This is a genomic window from Pseudomonas sp. C9-3, from assembly GCF_032392015.1.
GTDB lineage: Bacteria > Pseudomonadota > Gammaproteobacteria > Pseudomonadales > Pseudomonadaceae > Pseudomonas > Pseudomonas nitroreducens.
The window spans coordinates 2,611,687-2,627,895 of record NZ_CP135919.1 but is presented as its reverse complement, the minus strand read 5'-3'; the positions used below and the strand labels follow the sequence as shown (position 1 = coordinate 2,627,895).

The window sequence follows — 16,209 nt, the reverse complement described above, 5'->3', positions numbered from 1 at the left end:
TTTCTCTAATCAGAAGGACGCGGTGAGGCTGGTGTACAGCGTGCGGCCCGGTTCGTTGTAGGTGGCCGCGCCGGCGCCCTCGATGCCATTCACGCCCTGGGCGTTGCCCTCACGGAACAGGCGCTTGTCGAACACGTTGTCCACCCCGGCGGTGAAGCTCAGGTTCTTGGTGAACACGTAGGTGCCGCTCAGCCCGGCGATGGCGTAGGGCGAGAGCTGGTTGTTGGCGCTGCCGGTGACGCGGTCGCCGTGGTAGTCGTACTTCTTCGGCTTCTGCTTGCCGTACCAGGCGACGCTGGCTTGCAGCGACAGGGCGTCGGTGGCTTGCCAGTCGAGCATGGAGTTCAGGGTGTACTTCGGCGTCACCGAGAGCACGTCACCGGTTTCCTTGTTCTTCGATTGCAGCATGTAGGTGAAGTTGTTGCTCCACTTCAGCTGCTCCATCAGCGGGATGGTCAGGGTGCCTTCCAGGCCCTCGACCAGCGCCTTGGGCACGTTTTCCCACTGGTAGATCGCCGCGTTGGCGTAGCTGCCGGTGCCGCCGCTGGCCTGATCGATGGGCGACAGGCCCGATTCGATCTTGTTCTTGTAGTCATTGCGGAAGTAGGTCAGGCCGGCGATCAGGCCGTCCTTGTTGAACTCGATGCCCAGCTCCTTGTTGACGCTGGTTTCCGCCTTGAGGTCCTCGTTGCCTTGCAGGTAGCAGCTGGTGCTCTGGCCGTAGCAACCCTGGCCGCGGCTGTAGAGCAGGTAGTCGGAGTTGAGCTGGTACAGGTTCGGCGCCTTGTAGGCGCGGGCGATACCGGCCTTCAGGGTGACGCTGTCGGTGAGCGCGTGGGACAGGTTCAGCGACGGGCTGAAGTTGTCGCCGACGATGTTGTGGTGGTCCCAGCGCAGGCCCGGAGTCAGCATGGTGCCGGGGAACAGTTCGATGTTGTCCTCGGCGAACAGCGAGAAGATCTGTGCCTGCGAGGTGGTGTCACGGTTGCTGCTGGCCAGGCCCGGCACCGAGCCGCCTTCGCTGGTGGTCTGGGTGTTGGCGCTGGGGTCGTCGAGCTTCTGCTGCACCCATTCGCTGCCCAGGGTCAGGGTCTGGTCGCGCCAGGCGTGCAGCGGCAGGTTCACTTCGCCGTGGGCGGTCAGGTCGCGCAGGGTGGCGGTGTAGAAATCGGTGTTGCTGAAGATACCCTCGGTGCCGCCAGCCAGGCCTTCGTTGATGCGGCTGTTGCGGGTCTTCTCGTACTGCAGGTAAGCCATGGAGCTGCCGAAGTCCCACTCGCCGCGATGGGTGATCGAGTAGTTCTCGCGGTACATGCGGTTGGTCTCGTGACCGAGCATGGACTTCACGTTGGCGTTGCTGTTGGTGTTCTGGGTGTCGCCGGTGTAGATGTTGCCCTGGCGGCTGAAGCCGGCCTCGAAGTCGAGGGTCTGCTCGGGCGTCAGGTGCCAACTGAGCAGGCCGTTGACGTCCTTGTTGCGCACGCCTTCGCGGCCGGCGGGGAGGGTGCCGACCTGGTTGCCGGTGCGGTTGGATTCGTGGCCGGCGTTGATGTCCCAGTCGTCCGAGTCGGTCTTGGCGACGTTGCCGTAGACGCGGTAGCTCAGGGTGTCGGTCAGCGGGCCGTTGAGGCCGAAGGTCATGCGCTGGGTGGCGCCTTCGTCGCTGTGCTGCGGGAAATTGCTGTAGACGGTGACGTCGCCGTGGGTTTCCTTGCCGGCCTGCTTGGTGATGATGTTCACCACGCCGCCCGCCGCGCCATTGCCGTAGCGCGCCGCCGCCGGGCCGCGCAGCACTTCGATGCGCTCCACCTGGTCGGCCGGCACCCAGTTGGTGTCACCGCGCGAGTCGCGCTCGCCGCGCCAGCCGTAGCGCACGGCGTTGCGGCTGGCGACCGGCTTGCCGTCCACCAGGATCAGGGTGTTCTCCGGGCCCATGCCGCGGATGTCGATCTGGCGGTTGTTGCCGCGCTGGCCGCTGGTGGAGTTGCCGGTCAGGTTGACGCCCGGCATGGTGCGGATGATCTGCGACAGATCGCTGGCCGGCGGGCGCTTCTTGATGTCCTCGGCGGTGATGATCGACACGCCCGGCATCTGCTTGGCTTCCTCCGCGGCGGTGGCGACGATGGTTTCGCTGTCGAACTCGACGACATCGGAATCGGCGCTGGCTGCCTGTACGGCGAAGGACAGCAGGCAGCTGGAAAGCAGCAGGAAGGGCGGAAGGAACTGCATCGGACGGGACGACATCGGTGATCTCCAGAGGAGGACGATTACTAAGAGATCACAAATGATAATGACTGCTATTTGCCAGTAAAGCGCATTAACTTTCTAAACACTTGCGATGGACTGTTGGGACGGCGCTGCGGGCAGCAGCAGGTGCAGGCAGAGCCCGGCCTGGCCATTCTTCGCGCCGTTCTCGGCCCACAGTCGGCCGTCCGCCAGCTCGACTCCGCGCCGGGCGATGGCCAGGCCAAGGCCGAAACCGCTGGACTCGGACGGCTGTAGCCGCTGGTAGGGCTGGAAGATGCGCTCCAGGTCAGGTTCGGCGACGCCGGGGCCATCGTCACTGACGCACAGATGCCAGAACCCGCCCTCGCGCCAGCCGTCCAGACGTACCTTGCCGTTGCGCGGGGAGTGACGGATACCGTTGCGCAGCAGGTTCTCGATGGCCTGGGCGAAGCTGTCCAGGTGCACCTGCACGATGCAGTCGGTGCCCAGCGAGCAGGGCAGGCGTTCGACTTCCCAGCCACTTTCGAAGCAGGCGTCTTCGCGCAGCGCCTCCCACACCGACAGCACCAGCACCGGCTCACGTTCGAGCTGCGGGCGCTCGGTATCCATCCACGCCAGGTCGAGGGTGTCTTCCAGCAGGCGCTGCATATCGTTGATCTCACGGTCCAGCCGCTCGCGCAGATGCTCCGCCGGCAGGTCGCTGCCATGGGCGATGCGCAGGCGTGCCAGCGGAGTGCGCAGCTCGTGGGACAGGGTGCGCAGCAGCAGTCGCTGCTGGGCAAGGCTATGGCGTAGCCGCTCGGCCATGTGATCGAAGACCAGTGCCAGCTCGCCCAGCTCATCGCGGCGATTGGCCAGTGGCGTGCCGGGCATGTCGCTGTCCAGATCGTCGGCGCGCAGGGCGTCGGCACGAGCGCGCAGGCGATTGAGCGGCAGCACCAGGTGGCGGTAGATCAGCAGGCCGAGGAGGGCGGCCAGCAGGGTCGGCACCACGCCGTGGCTGAACAGGTGCGTCCAGGGCGTCAGGCCGCCAGGTAGCAGCCGCTCGGGCAGTTGCATGACCAGCCGGCCGCGTTCGGGATGCGTGGGAAACTCGATGCTGACGTAGGGCAACTCATCCTGCAGGCGTCGGCTCATCGGCCAGTCGAGCTTGCGCATGAACGTCAGGTGGCTGGATTCCGCCGCCGTCAGTGGCGTGGTGCCCAGGCTCTGCAGGTGGTCGCCGATCACCGCCACCCAGGTGTCTTCAGCGGCGGACAGCTCCCGGCGGAAGCGCTCGACACCTTCGGCGCCGTGCTGCTCGAAGACCATTTCCGCCTGCTCGGCATAGCGCGCGAGGTAGTCGCGATCGGCTTCGCCCAGGAAGTAGGTGCTGCGCTCCAGCGACAGGCCCCAGGTCCAGATCAGCCAGGTCAGCAGCAGGCAGAAGCCGACCTGCAGCGCGGCGATCTTCCATAGCAGGGGATGACGACGCATCAGTGGCGTTCCGCATCCACCAGGATGTAGCCCTGGCCGCGCACCGCCTGGATCTGCACCTGCTGCGCGCCGATGGCGGCCAGCTTGCGGCGCAGGTTGCAGACGTGCACGTCCAGCCCACGGTCGAGGCGCGTGTACGCGCGGTGCAGCACGCTCTGGTAGAGGAAACTCTTGCTCAGTGCCTCGCCGGCGTGGGCGTTCAGCGTGGCCAGCAGGCGATACTCGGAATGCGTCAGCCCTGCGTGCTCACCGTTGCGGGAAACGTCCTGCAGCTCCTCGTCGAACTCCAGCGAGCCCTGGGGGCGAGGCACCTCGCGGGCACGGTCCAGGTTGGCCCGGCGCAGCAGCGCATCGATGCGCGCGTCCAGTTCCGCCAGGCTGAACGGCTTGGGCAGGTAATCGTCGGCGCCACGGGTGAAGCCGGTGATGCGGTCCTGCTCCGCGCCAAGGGCGGACATCAGCATGACCGGCGTAGTGCGATGGCTGCGCAGGGTATCGAGCAGGGAAAGGCCATCGACGCCGGGCAGCATGATGTCCAGCAGGACCAGGTCGAAGTCGTTCTGGTGAACGGCTACGAGGCCCTGGTCACCGTTGGCGCAGGTGGTGACGGCAAAACCGCGCTGACAGAAATGGCGTTCGAGGTCCAGGCGAAGACGGGAATCGTCCTCCACCAGCAGAAGCGAAGGGGACACGATAAACCTTGATGAGAGTTTCTTTGATGAGAATGTTTAGCATTTGCAAATATCTCATCTCTCCCGGTCACAAGGCAATGGCAATCTGCCGCGAGACCCTCAGACCCAGCGTCGCACCCGACCGCAGAAAGCCTCGAACTCCGCGCCGAACAGCTCGCGCAACGCCCTTTCCTCGGGGCGGATCTGGAATCGGCCGATGTACAGCACGAAGGCTGCGACACCGAGCACCGCCAGTGCGGACCCGAGGAACACGCACCAGCCCAGCAGGATGATGGCGAAGCCCAGGTACATGGGGTTGCGGGTGTGCCGGTAGATGCCGGCGACCACCAGGGACGAGGCGCTCTCCGGTTTCAGCGGATTGACCGTGGTGCGTGCACGGCGGAAAGACGCCACGCCTGCCAGGCATACCGCCGCCCCGGCCAGCACCACCAGCAGCGCCAGCCAAAGGCGGCCACCCAGGGGCGCAATCGGGCGTACCGCCAGCCACATCAGCAGGCCACTGATGATCGCCACCAGGGGCGGGGGAATGCGGTGTTCCAGCCAATCCATGCTCGGTCTCCGGGCCAGTGCGGCCAAATCCAGTGAGCTGCCAACACTAGCCCAGATCGCTTTCGTTGGCGCGCCTCAGCGCGGCCGACGCACCGCGCGGACCTTGCCGCTGTTGCCGCCGCCACAGTAGAAACGCTCGGCGCCGTCGGCTTCCAGGCCGGAAACGTGCACGCCCTCGGGCATGTCCAACTGCTCCAGAACCTCGCCGGACTGCGGGTCGATGCGGCGTAGCTCGCTGTAGGTCGACTCCGGCTCCCAGGTGCCATGCCAGAGTTGTCCTTCGACCCAGGTGACGCCGGTGACGAAACGATTTGAATCAATCGTACGCAGGACTTCACCGGTTTCCGGGTCGATCTGATGAATCTTCCTGGCGCGGTACTCGCCGACCCAGAGCGAACCCTCCGCCCAGGCCATGCCGGAGTCGCCACCCTTGCCGGGCGCCGGAATGCTCGCCAGCACCTTGCCGCTGGCCGGGTCGATCTTCTGAATGATGCTTTCGCCGATCTGGTACAGGTACTTGCCGTCAAAGGCCGTACCGGCGTGGGCAGGAACTGCGATCGACGCTTCCAGCTCGCCGCTGGCGGGGTCCAGCCGTTGCAGATGGTCACCGGTAGCGATCCAGACGCGCTCGCCGTCCCAGGTCACGCCAGCGACGGTCTCAACGCCGGGGTATGGGCCGTATTCCTGGAGTACTTCTGCGGGAGATTGCTTGTAGCGAGTCATGGTTTTGGCCCTGCACGTTGTGAATGGGAGGCTTGAGCCTATTCAGGCGCCGAAGGGCGCGGGGAGTAACAAGGTCGTCGCGAATCCGGGCGCTGGCGGCAGCGTCCAGCGCCGCGCCCGGCCCTGGCCCAACGCCTGTACCCGCCCGGTTCTGGCCAGTGTTTCGAGCGCGCGCTGTATGCTGCGCTGGCTGCTGCCGAGCGCCATGGCCAGGGCAGAACTGGACCAGGCCTCGCCATCGCTCAGCAAGGCCAGCACCTCGGCGTGGGAGTCCTCCAGCGGTGGCGCGAGGACAATCAGGCGGGTGGTCATTTCGGGATACAGCGCGAACCCGCGCGGCGTCGCCGCTATCCGTGCCAGTGGCTGCCGCGCCAGTGGCTGCAGCAGGCGGCGCAAGCGGCCCATCTCCACCCGCAGGCGCGCCCGGTGGGTTTCGTCCGGGTGGCGGGTGCGGAACACCCGGGCGATCAGGTCTGCGCGTGATACATCGCCGGGCCAGGCTTCGGCCAGCGCGCGGGCCAGGGCAAAGAGCACCGGCCGGCTGGCCAGCGCCACAGAGCCGAAGCGGCTGCGGCAGGCGTCCACCACCAAAGCGTCGGAGCCCAGCAGACTTTCCACTTCCTCCAGCGACAACAGGCGATCCGCTTGCGGCGAGATCAGTCGTGCGGCCGGTGCATTGAGCAGTCGCCCGGCCTGCTCGATCTCGGCGCACAGCGCCGGGATTCCGGCTTCCCCGGCTGCCTGGGCCGCAGCCCGCAGCGCCGCGCGCGCTTCGCCGGCACGCACCCGGCGCACGGCCAGGCCCGAGACGATGAGCCAGTGCACAGCACGCAATGGTACCGGGATGGTGCTTGGATTGAGCGCCGCCAGCCGGCTTTCTGCCTCGTCAAGATGGCCGACCAGCAGCGCTCGGCGAATCAGCACATAACGCGCCTGGGCCGCGTTTCCCTCGTCGCCGTGAGCCTCCAGAGTCTTCGCGGCGTTTTCCATCGGCTCGGCCGGCCAATTCAGTTCGCGGCTGGCCAGCGCCACTTCCGCCTCGGCAACCCGGCAGCGCGCTCGCTCCATCGGCTCATGGGCGCCAAACGCGCGGCCGGCACGGCGGAGCAGGGCTCGGGCGCGTGGATAGTCGTTCAGTTGCGCCATGGCAATGCCGCGCAGGGCGAGAGCCGGCGGGTCTTCGCGGAGTGCCACGCGGTTCAACGCGCCCAGCGGATCGCCCGCTGCCAAAGCGCGGGCAGCCGCGGTGATCAGCGAATCCATGGAAATCCCGCCACCTTTGTCACTCCCGTCGACGTCGGCCCGCTGCCTAGTCTAAGCCATGCCCACCGAACCGCCGCTGGCGGAGGAGAACTGCCATGACTGCCCATTCCATCGGCACCCGCGAAGAATGGCTGGCCGCACGCCTGGAGCTGCTGGCCGAGGAAAAGGCGCTGACCCGGCGCAGCGACGAGCTGGCCCGCAAGCGCCAGGCGCTGCCCTGGGTGCTGATCGACAAGGACTACCGCTTCGACACCGAACAGGGCCCGGCAAGCCTTCAGGAGCTGTTTGCCGGCCGCTCGCAGTTGCTGGTCTACCACTTCATGTTCGGTCCGGACTACCGCGCCGGCTGCCCGTCCTGCTCGAACATTGCCGACGGTTTCGACGGCTACGCCAGCCACCTGGCGAACCACGACGTCAGCCTGGTGGCGGTGTCCCGCGCACCGCTGGAAAGGCTGCTGGGGTATCGGCGACGCATGGGCTGGAGCTTCCCCTGGGCGTCATCCCACGGCAGCGGCTTCAACTACGACTTCAATGTGTCCTTCACCGAGGCACAGCAGCGCGGCGGGGAAGTCGACTACAACTTCCGCCGCGAAGGCCCGGCCACGGGGCCGGCACCGGCACCCGTCGTGGAAACCGCCGCCTGCTGCGGCACCGATGTGGCGACTTTTACCCGTGATCTGCCCGGCATGAGCAGCTTCGTTCGCGAAGGCGACCACATCTATCACTGCTACTCCACCTACGCCCGCGGCCTGGATGCCCTCTGGGGCCTGTTCCAGTGGCTTGACCGCGCGCCACGGGGGCGCAACGAGCAGGGCATGTGGTGGCGCCGGCACGATGAATACTGAGGCTCACACGGGCTTGCGATAAGCCGGCCGCAGCCTCGCCACCAACGCCGCCGTCAGGTCCAGCGCCGTGCACAGCAGGAAGTACAGCAGGGCGACGAACAGGAAGACTTCCGTGGGATGCACCATCACCCGATTGCTCACCTGGGTGGCGACGAAGGACAGCTCGCCTACGCCAATCACGTAGGCCAGCGAAGTGTCCTTGATCAGCGAGACCCACTGATTGAGGAACGATGGCAGCATGATCGGCAGCGCCTGCGGCAGGATCACCAGGGTGAGCACCTGCCATGGGCGCAGGCCCAGCGCGCGGGCGGCGTCCCACTGGCCCTTGGGCAGGCTTTCGATACCCGCGTGCACCGAGTGCGCCAGATAGGCCCCGCCGATCAGCGACAGGGCGCAGACCACCGTGCCCAGTGCCGGCACGTCGATGTGCAGGACGATGGGCAGCAGGAAGTAGACCCAGAAGATCAGCATCAGCACCGGGATGGCGCGGAAGAAACCGAGGAACGCCACCAGCAGCAGGCGCGCTTTGCCACCCAATACCGACAACGCGATGCCCAGTGCCAAGCCGATCACTGCGGAGGCAAGGCCTGAGGCCAGGGCAAGGATTGCCGTGAGTGCCGCGCCACCCAGTGGGCCGTCCGGGTAGGCGCCGATGAGGAAATAGGACAGGTTGTCCGAGATTACCGAGAAGTCCATGTCAGGCCCCCTGGCGATAGCGGCGGGTCTGCTGAATCGCCTGGCCCAGCGCCTCGATCAGCGCGATGGCGCCGATGTACAGCAGGGTGGCGATGCCGAACGCCTGGAAGGTCTTGAAGGTCTGCGTCTCCACCTGCCGCGAGGCGTAGGAAAGTTCCGCGAGGCCGATGGCCATGGCCAGCGAGGAATTCTTCAGCGCATTCATGTATTGCCCCATCAAGGGCGGCAGCGCGGTGCGCAGTGCCTGCGGCAGGACCACCCAGCGCCACACCTGCAGTGGGCGAAGGCCCAGCGCCATGCCGGCCTCGCGCTGCTGCGCGCTGACCGAGGCGATGCCGGCGCGAAACTCCTCGGCGATGAACGCCGTGGTGTAGAGCGTCAGCCCCCAGGCGGCGGCGAGAAACTCGAAGGACGGCCACGCCAGCCAGCCCAGCTCATGGGGCGAGTTGAGCCAGAACACCAGCTCCTCCGGGAGCAGGGCGGGCACGCCGAAGTACCAGAAGAACAGCTGCACCAGCAGCGGCGTGTTGCGCAACAGCGCGAGATAGGCCCGCGTCGGCCACGACAGCCAGCGCGACTTCGCTTGCCGGGCGATGGCCAGGGGTGCGCCGAGCAGGGTGGCGATCAGGCAGCAGAACAGGGAGATACCGAGGGTCAGCAGGAAGCCGTCGAGCAACCAGCGCAGGTAGGTCGGGGCGAGCAGTTCGCCGAACATGTCACGAATCCATCAGTGGAAGAAACGGACACGCCCCGGCGAACCGGGGCGTGGGGTGGTGCGGAGTGCGGCGCGGATCAGCTCTTGTCGCCGATCTTGTACAGGCGGGCCAGCGGGGTCTTGGTGTCCGGGCCGAACCAGGTGTCGTAGATCTTCTGCGCCTGGCCCTGGGCTTCCAGTTCCGTGAGGCTCTGGTTGACGAACTCGGCCAGGGCCTTCTCGCCCTTGGGAATGCCAACGCCGATCAGGTCGTTGGAAATGGTGAAGGGCGGGACTTCGTACTTGTCCTTGTCCGGCACGTTGGCCAGCAGGCCGATCAGCTTGGGGCCGTCCTGGGTGATGGCCTGGACCTGGCCGTTGCGCAGGGCGGTGAAGGCGAACGGCGTGTCGTCGTAGGCGATGACCTTGGCGCCGGGGAATTTCTCGCGCAGCACGCCTTCGTTGACGGTGCCCTTGTCGACGCCGACGCGCCATTTGTTCAGCTGGTCAGGGCTGCTCAGGGTGCCTTTCCTGACGATGAACTGTTGGCCCGAGGAGAAGTAGGGAATGCTGAAATCGACCTGCTCGGCGCGCTCGGGGGTGATGGTGAAGTTGGCCAGCACCAGGTCGACCTTGTTCGCGGTCAGCAGCGGAATACGGTTGGCCGGGTTGGTCGGCAGCACCTGCAGCTTGACGCCGAGCTTGTTCGCCAGGGCCTTGGCGTAATCCACGTCGAGGCCTTCGATCTGCTTGCTCTTGGCATCGACGAAGCCGAATGGCGGGTTGCTGTCGAAGGCGGCGACGCGCAGCACGCCGGCCTTCTTGATGTCGTCCAGGCGGTCGGCGTGGGCCAGCCCGGAGAGGACGGCCAGGGCGAGGGCGGTAACGGCAGTGAGTTTCTTCATGAACATCCAGCTCCTTGTCGGGCCACGCTCGTGTGACGGGGTCCGGAATGATCGAGAGCGGGCGCTCGAGGGTGGGAGAAGCCCGCTGTAGAGCGGCGGGGGTCGCCCGCCGGCGAAGCCGAGTGTGGCAGTGGGGCGGGGTGGCGGAGAAGGAATGAATTCGTCTATCTAATAACTGGAAGCAATATAAAGTAACCAGTTAGATAACCGTTTTTATGATTTTCGCATGTGCGTGGGAGCGGACTCCGACCGCGATTGCTACGCCCCAGGCACCTTGGCGCGGCTAGAAGACATCGCGGACGGAGTCCGCTCCTACCGCACGTCGATCTCGCGGAATTGCACCTGTAGGAGCGAGCTTGCTCGCGAACGGCCAAGCGCCCGAGTCGCCGGGAACTTCGTTCGCGAGCAAGCTCGCTCCTACAAAGGGCGGAAGCTGTCAGGGCTTCCAGCGGGCGGCGCTGATGTCGACGGCGCGCGGCAGGATGCGCTCGGCAAGGAACAGGTCGGCGGTGCGCTGCTGTGCGGCGATGTCGGCATCGTCCAGCGGGCGGATCGCTGAAGGAGGGCGGTGCTTGAAGGTTTCCGCGATCACATCCGGGGAGAGGCCGGTGACACGCGCCATGATCGTTATGCTGCCAGCTTCGTCGCTGCGGGTCAGGGCTTCGGCCTGGTTGAGGCTGTCCAGCACTTGGCGGATGAACTCGGGATTCGCTCCAGCGTACACACGGCTGGACAGGTAGAACGGCCCGCTCAATCCCACCTCGGAACCATCCGCCAGGAGCCGCGCGTTGCCGCCCAGCAGCAGCGCCGAGTACCACGGGTCCCAGATCGCCCACGCATCAACTTTGCCGCTCTCGAAGGCGGCGCGGGCGTCGGCCGGTGTGAGATACAGCGGCTGGATATCGCGCAGGGTCAGGCCGGCCTGCTGCAACAGGCGCAGCAGCAGGTTGTGCGAGCTGGAGCCTTTCTGGAAGGCCACGCGCTTGCCCTTGAGTTCGGCCACGCTGTGGATCGGGCTGCCCTTGGGCACCACGACGGTTTCCGCCTGCGGCTTGGGCGGCTCGACGCCGACATAGAGCAGGTCGGCGCCGGCCGCCTGGGCGAAGATCGGCGGGATGTCGCCGGTGGAGCCCAGGTCCAGGCTGCCGACGTTCAGCGCCTCGAGCATCTGCGGGCCGGCGGGGAATTCGATCCACTGGATCTGCGTGTGCGGGAAGCGCTGTTCCAGCAGGCCATGCTCCTTGGCCAGCACCAGGCTGACCGAGGCTTTCTGGTAGCCGATGCGCAGTTGCGCCGGGTCCTGCGCCTGGGCGGTGCCGACCACAAGCAGCAACCCGGTGAGCAGTCGATGAAGCAGCTTCACAGGCTCATTCCTTCCAGTCGTGGGAGGGCTTTTCCCAGAGGTTGATCCCGCCTTCCACTGCGTAGTGATCGATCTCCGCCAGTTCTTCTGCGCTGAAGGTGAGATTGTTCAGGGCGGCGACGTTCTCGACGATCTGTTCGGGGCGGCTCGCGCCGATCAGCGCGGAGGTCACGCGGGCATCACGCAGTACCCAGGCCAGTGCCAGTTGCGCCAGGCTCTGCCCGCGGCGCTGGGCGATTTCATTCAGCGCGCGGGCGCGGCGCAGGTTGTCCTCGGACAGATGCTCCGGCCGCAGCGACGCGCCGCCCGGTTGATTGACCCGCGCATCGGCCGGCACGCCATTCAGGTAGCGGTCGGTCAGCAGTCCCTGGGCCAGCGGGGTGAAGGCGATGACGCCGGCGCCCAGTTCGTCGGTGGTGGCCAGCAGGTCCTTCTCCACCCAGCGGTTGAACAGGTTGTAGGCCGGCTGGTGGATCAGCAGCGGCACCTTCCATTCCTTCAGTAGCGCGGCCAGTTCGGAGGTCTTGCCCGCGGAGTAGGACGAAATACCGACGTACAGCGCCTTGCCCTGCTGCACGGCGCTGGCCAGTGCGCCGGCGGTTTCCTCCAGCGGCGTGTCCGGGTCGAAGCGGTGGGAATAGAAGATGTCCACGTAGTCCACGCCCAGGCGCTGCAGGCTCTGGTCGAGGCTGGACAGCAGGTACTTGCGCGAGCTGCCGCCCTGGCCATAGGGGCCGGGCCACATGTCCCAGCCGGCCTTGGTGGAGATCACCAGTTCGTCGCGGTAGGCGGCGAAGTCCTTGCGCAGCAGACGACCGAAGTTGATCTCGGCGCTGCCGTAGGGTGGGCCGTAGTTGTTGGCCAGGTCGAAGTGGTTGATGCCCAGGTCGAAGGCGGTGCGCAGCAGGGCGCGCTGGCGGTCCAGCGGCATGCTGTCACCGAAGTTGTGCCACAGGCCGAGGGAGAGGGCTGGCAGCACCAGGCCGCTGCGGCCGACGCGGCGGTAGGGGACGCGCTGGTAGCGGTCGGGGTGGGCGAGGTAGGTCATGGATGCTCCTTTGCAAACGGGCCGCACAGGGGCGGCCCGTGAATCGTCAGGGGGTATAGCGATTGGCCGGGCGCTTGAGCCCGAGGTGGTCGCGCAGGGTGCTGCCGCTGTAGTCGCGACGGAACAGTCCGCGACGTTGCAGCTCCGGCACCACGAAGTTGGCGACATCTTCCAGCCCGCCCGGCAGGTGCGGCACCAGTACGTTGAAGCCGTCGGCGGCGCCGCCTTCAAACCAGGCCTGGAGCTCGTCGGCGATCTGCGTCGGCGTGCCGATCAGGCTGTAGTGCCCGCGACCACCGGCGATGCGCCGGCCAAGCTGGGCGAGGGTGAGGTTCTCGCGCCCGGCCAGTTCGGTGAGCAGCAGCTGGCGGCTACGCTGGCCGCTGTCGGTCAGCGGCAGCTCGGGCAACGGACCGTCCAGCGGGTAGGCAGAGAGATCGAAGTTGCCGAGCATGCGCGAGAGCAGGGCGACGCCGACATGAGGCTCCACCAGCTCCTGGAATGCCTCGAATTTCTCCTGCGCTTCGCTCTGGCTCTGCCCGACCACCACGAACACGCCCGGCATGATCTTCAGCTCATCCGGCGTACGGCCGAACGTGCCCAGGCGGCCCTTCAGGTCGCTGTAGAAGTCGCGGGCGGCGGCGAGCGAGGTCTGCGCGGTGAACACCACTTCGGCAGTCTGCGCGGCCAGCTCGCGGCCGGTTTCGGAACTGCCGGCCTGGACGATCACCGGGCGGCCCTGGGGCGAGCGCGCGACGTTCAGCGGGCCTTGCACGCGGAAGTGTTCGCCTTCGTGGTTCAGCACGTGCAGCTTGGCCGGGTCGTAGTACTGCCCGCTGGCCTTGTCGCGGGTGAAGGCGTCGTCTTCCCAGCTGTCCCACAGTCCCGTCACCACGTCATGGAATTCCCGCGCGCGGGCATAGCGCTCGGCGTGGCCGAAGTGTTCCTGGCGGTTGAAGTTCAGCGCCTCGGCGGCCGCGTCGGAGGTCACCAGGTTCCAGCCTGAGCGACCGCCAGAGAGGTGGTCGAGCGAGGCGAACTTTCGTGCCACGTGGTAGGGCTCGTTGTAGCTGGTGGTCACGGTAGCGACCAGGCCGATGCGCTCGGTCACCGCTGCCAGTGCCGAGAGCAGCGTCAGTGGTTCGAAGTGATCGGAGCGGGCCATGCGGCTGGCGATCTCCGCCGTGGGCGCGGCCACGCTGTCGGCAACGAAGACGGCGTCGAATTTCGCCGCCTCGGCTATCTGCGCCAATCGCTTGTACAGGCGGAAATCCAGGCCGCCGTCAGCCGGGACATCCGGGTAGCGCCACGCGGCGACGTGGTGACCGGTGGCCATGAGAAAGGCGCCGAGGGAAAGGGTTCGTGTCATGTCGGGTTTCCTGTGTGTCCATTGGGAGGACGCAAGGCAGCGGGTTCGATCTCATGGGCGGCGCCGGGGCGAGCCGGCGTCGCACTTTCTCGGAAGGCTCAGAAGTCCTTGCGCAGTTCCACGCCGAAGTAGCGCCCGTCGTCGCGCGGCACCATGCGGTAGATGTAGCTGCCGCCCGTTGCGAGCAACGGCGAGTAGGACTTGTCGGTGAGGTTCTTGCCGAGCAGAGCTACGCGCCAGCCGTCGTTGTAGTCGGCCAGGGCAATGCTGGCGTTCCACAGGCCGTAGGCGCCCTGGATGGTGTCGGGGTTCTGGCTGAGGTCGTACTGCACCTTGTCCTGCCAGCTGTAGTCGGTGCCCAGTTCCACATCCAGGCCGTTGTCCAGCGGGATGCTGTAGTCGGCGCGCACGTAGCTCTTCCAGTCCGGGGTGAAGGGCAGCGGCTTGCCGTCGACGTTGCAGCTGGACGCCGCACCCGGCGGGCAGGCGAAGCTGTCGACACGGGCCTTGGTGTAGGCGAGGGCACCGGAGAGTTTCAACTGGCGGGTGGCCTGGTAGCTGAAGTCAAGCTCGGCGCCTTCGGTCTTCACCTTGCCGGCGTTGATCAGGCGGGTGACTACCTGGCCGGCGACGGTGTCGTAGAAGTTCGCCTGGTAGTTGTCGTAGACGGTGTGGAACACCGCCAGGTTGGCGGTCAGGCGGTTCTCCAGCGCGGTGGCCTTCAGGCCGGCTTCCCAGGAGTTGGAAGTCTCCGGCTTGAGCGCGTCGGTATCGCGCGGCTGCATGTTGAAGAACACGTTGTACGCCGGGCCCTTGTAGCCGCGCGAGTAGGTGACGTAGCTGGTGAGCTGCTCGCTGAGGTCGTACTGCAGGCCGAGGCGGCCGGACCAGCCGTCCTCGTCGGTGGAGCCGGAGCTGGACGTGGACGGCTGGATGCCGGTGACCGCCGTGGCGGAGGTGGAGCGCCGGCGATGGTCGTACTCGAGGTCGTCGTGGGTGTAGCGCAGGCCGGCGATGCCACGGAAATCATCGGTGAAGTTCAGCGTGCTCTCGCCAAACACCGCGTAGGTGTCGCTGCGCGTGCCGTAGTCGGCCACGCCGCTGTTCTGCGCGGTGGTTGAGGTCACCACGCGGCGGTAGGTTTCGTCGTCCACGGCATGCATGTAGTACAGGCCACCGACGTACTCGAGGAACTCCCCCTTGGGTGAGGCCAGGCGAAGCTCCTGGGAGTACTGGTCGTAGTTCAACTCGCCCTTGTCGTGGGAACTGGGAATGCTCGCGGTGACCTGCGAAAGGCGGTCGCCATCCTGCCACTGGGTGTTGTCCCAACCGCGCCATGCGCTGATGGACGTCAGGGTGTAGTCGCCCAGGTTCCAGTCCAGCTGCGCCGACAGGCCCTTGTTGGTGTCGTCGACGTGGGTGCGGTAATCGCTGTTGATCTTGCGGTTGTCGCTGTCCGCCGTTACCGGGCGCAGGGCGTTGGCGAATGCCGGGCTGGTGGTGCTGGTGATCACGCCGCTGGGGCCGTCGTCGTTACCCTTCATGTAATCGGCGATCAGCGTGACCTTGAGGTCGTCGTTCGGTGTGAGCTCGAACCTGGTGCGAGCGCCGGCGCGGTTGTAGCCGTTCACCTCGTGGCCGTTGTAGACGTTGTCGACGTTGCCGTCGTAGCTGCCCACCAGGGTGGTGACGCTGGCCTTTAGCTTGCCGGGGATCAGCGTGCCGCCGATGCCGAAGCGGGTGCGGTTCTCGTTGCCGCCGCCAAAATGCGAGTAGTCGATGTAGCCGGTGGTTTCGTCCGGCACCGCGCGGGTCACCACGTTGAGCACGCCGGCCGAAGCGTTCTTGCCAAACAGCGTGCCCTGCGGGCCGCGCAGCACTTCGATGCGTTCCACGTCGAGCAGGTCCAGGGTCGCCTGGCCGGGGCGACCGAGCACCACGCCGTCGATCACCGTCGACACGCTCGGCTCCACGCCGGGGGAGGTGGAAATGGTGCCGACGCCACGGACGAACAGCGAGGTGTCCTTGTTCGAGGCGCCGGTGCGGAAATTCAGCGTCGGCACCTGCTGCACGATGCTCGATACGTTGTTGCGGTTGTCGCGCTCCAGCTGTTCGCCGTCGATCACCGAGACCGCGACCGGAACCTTCTGCAGCGACTCTTCGCGGCGGGTCGCGGTGACGGTCACCGCCTTGAGCGTCGGTGCCGAGTCGGCGGACTGGGTATCGCTGCCGGTGGTTTCGGCGGCCTGCACGCTGCAGGCCAGTGCCCCGATCACGCTGGCGATGCCCAGGGCCAGCGCGCTGCGTCGGCCAGTGAATTGCGGACGGCCGAGCGTCCCCCGTTGTTGCGATTGCATAGC

The 16,209-nt window shown here is 66.4% G+C and carries 14 protein-coding genes; 1 reads left to right on the top strand and 13 read right to left on the bottom strand.

Annotated elements, in window-relative coordinates; translation table 11 throughout:
* Window positions 1-9: 9 nt before the first annotated feature.
* From RS899_RS11745 to RS899_RS11720, 6 genes are all read right to left on the bottom strand, one after another.
* A complete protein-coding gene (locus tag RS899_RS11745; RefSeq protein ID WP_409978081.1) occupies window positions 10-2,229 on the bottom strand; it encodes a TonB-dependent siderophore receptor in 2,220 nt (739 codons plus the stop codon).
* 96 nt (window positions 2,230-2,325) lie between these two features.
* The gene (locus RS899_RS11740; protein WP_315810017.1) at window positions 2,326-3,702 is read right to left on the bottom strand and encodes a sensor histidine kinase; all 1,377 of its coding nucleotides are present in this window, start codon (window positions 3,700-3,702) and stop codon (window positions 2,326-2,328) included.
* Window positions 3,702-4,394, bottom strand: coding sequence for a response regulator transcription factor (locus tag RS899_RS11735; RefSeq protein ID WP_233299632.1), 693 nt, complete (start codon window positions 4,392-4,394; stop codon window positions 3,702-3,704). Before RS899_RS11735 ends, RS899_RS11740 begins: the two co-directional genes overlap by 1 nt.
* Window positions 4,395-4,493: 99 nt before the next feature.
* Complete coding sequence (locus tag RS899_RS11730; RefSeq protein ID WP_024766496.1) at window positions 4,494-4,943, bottom strand: methyltransferase family protein; 450 nt, start codon at window positions 4,941-4,943, stop codon at window positions 4,494-4,496.
* 75 nt (window positions 4,944-5,018) lie between these two features.
* The gene (locus RS899_RS11725) at window positions 5,019-5,666 is read right to left on the bottom strand and encodes a DUF5074 domain-containing protein (RefSeq protein WP_084357896.1); all 648 of its coding nucleotides are present in this window, start codon (window positions 5,664-5,666) and stop codon (window positions 5,019-5,021) included.
* 42 nt (window positions 5,667-5,708) lie between these two features.
* A complete protein-coding gene (locus RS899_RS11720) occupies window positions 5,709-6,929 on the bottom strand; it encodes a helix-turn-helix domain-containing protein (RefSeq protein ID WP_315810016.1) in 1,221 nt (406 codons plus the stop codon).
* 95 nt (window positions 6,930-7,024) lie between these two features.
* Between RS899_RS11720 and RS899_RS11715 the strand changes: the two genes are divergently transcribed.
* The gene (locus tag RS899_RS11715) at window positions 7,025-7,774 is read left to right on the top strand and encodes a thioredoxin family protein (RefSeq protein ID WP_315810015.1); all 750 of its coding nucleotides are present in this window, start codon (window positions 7,025-7,027) and stop codon (window positions 7,772-7,774) included.
* A 3-nt stretch (window positions 7,775-7,777) separates the two neighbouring features.
* Here RS899_RS11715 and RS899_RS11710 read toward each other — a convergent pair whose 3' ends face one another.
* From RS899_RS11710 to RS899_RS11680, 7 genes are all read right to left on the bottom strand, one after another.
* Complete coding sequence (locus tag RS899_RS11710; RefSeq protein ID WP_315810014.1) at window positions 7,778-8,470, bottom strand: amino acid ABC transporter permease; 693 nt, start codon at window positions 8,468-8,470, stop codon at window positions 7,778-7,780.
* Between the two features lies 1 nt (window position 8,471).
* A complete protein-coding gene (locus tag RS899_RS11705) occupies window positions 8,472-9,185 on the bottom strand; it encodes an amino acid ABC transporter permease (protein WP_315810013.1) in 714 nt (237 codons plus the stop codon).
* Window positions 9,186-9,262: 77 nt separating this feature from the next.
* On the bottom strand, window positions 9,263-10,069 hold the full coding sequence (locus tag RS899_RS11700; protein WP_233299638.1) for an ABC transporter substrate-binding protein: 807 nt from the start codon (window positions 10,067-10,069) through the stop codon (window positions 9,263-9,265).
* Between the two features lie 436 nt (window positions 10,070-10,505).
* Window positions 10,506-11,432, bottom strand: coding sequence for a sulfonate ABC transporter substrate-binding protein (locus RS899_RS11695; RefSeq protein ID WP_409978060.1), 927 nt, complete (start codon window positions 11,430-11,432; stop codon window positions 10,506-10,508).
* A 4-nt stretch (window positions 11,433-11,436) separates the two neighbouring features.
* Window positions 11,437-12,480 (bottom strand): L-glyceraldehyde 3-phosphate reductase, encoded by a 1,044-nt coding sequence (mgrA, locus tag RS899_RS11690; protein ID WP_315810012.1) that lies wholly within the window; start codon window positions 12,478-12,480, stop codon window positions 11,437-11,439.
* Window positions 12,481-12,526: 46 nt separating this feature from the next.
* The gene (locus RS899_RS11685) at window positions 12,527-13,849 is read right to left on the bottom strand and encodes an LLM class flavin-dependent oxidoreductase (RefSeq protein WP_315810011.1); all 1,323 of its coding nucleotides are present in this window, start codon (window positions 13,847-13,849) and stop codon (window positions 12,527-12,529) included.
* Window positions 13,850-13,947: 98 nt separating this feature from the next.
* On the bottom strand, window positions 13,948-16,206 hold the full coding sequence (locus RS899_RS11680) for a TonB-dependent receptor (protein WP_315810010.1): 2,259 nt from the start codon (window positions 16,204-16,206) through the stop codon (window positions 13,948-13,950).
* Window positions 16,207-16,209 lie beyond the last annotated feature (3 nt).

What these genes read in the sequence shown, in the direction of transcription:
- RS899_RS11710 (WP_315810014.1), bottom strand. Translation starts at nt 8,470, where the DNA reads ATGGACTTCTCGGTAATCTCGGACAACCTGTCCTATTTCCTCATCGGC.
- RS899_RS11725 (WP_084357896.1), bottom strand. Translation starts at nt 5,666, where the DNA reads ATGACTCGCTACAAGCAATCTCCCGCAGAAGTACTCCAGGAATACGGC.
- mgrA (WP_315810012.1), bottom strand. Translation starts at nt 12,480, where the DNA reads ATGACCTACCTCGCCCACCCCGACCGCTACCAGCGCGTCCCCTACCGC.
- RS899_RS11680 (WP_315810010.1), bottom strand. Translation starts at nt 16,206, where the DNA reads ATGCAATCGCAACAACGGGGGACGCTCGGCCGTCCGCAATTCACTGGC.
- RS899_RS11705 (WP_315810013.1), bottom strand. Translation starts at nt 9,185, where the DNA reads ATGTTCGGCGAACTGCTCGCCCCGACCTACCTGCGCTGGTTGCTCGAC.
- RS899_RS11730 (WP_024766496.1), bottom strand. Translation starts at nt 4,943, where the DNA reads ATGGATTGGCTGGAACACCGCATTCCCCCGCCCCTGGTGGCGATCATC.
- RS899_RS11715 (WP_315810015.1), top strand. Translation starts at nt 7,025, where the DNA reads ATGACTGCCCATTCCATCGGCACCCGCGAAGAATGGCTGGCCGCACGC.
- RS899_RS11740 (WP_315810017.1), bottom strand. Translation starts at nt 3,702, where the DNA reads ATGCGTCGTCATCCCCTGCTATGGAAGATCGCCGCGCTGCAGGTCGGC.
- RS899_RS11685 (WP_315810011.1), bottom strand. Translation starts at nt 13,849, where the DNA reads ATGACACGAACCCTTTCCCTCGGCGCCTTTCTCATGGCCACCGGTCAC.
- RS899_RS11745 (WP_409978081.1), bottom strand. Translation starts at nt 2,229, where the DNA reads ATGCAGTTCCTTCCGCCCTTCCTGCTGCTTTCCAGCTGCCTGCTGTCC.
- RS899_RS11720 (WP_315810016.1), bottom strand. Translation starts at nt 6,929, where the DNA reads ATGGATTCGCTGATCACCGCGGCTGCCCGCGCTTTGGCAGCGGGCGAT.
- RS899_RS11700 (WP_233299638.1), bottom strand. Translation starts at nt 10,069, where the DNA reads ATGAAGAAACTCACTGCCGTTACCGCCCTCGCCCTGGCCGTCCTCTCC.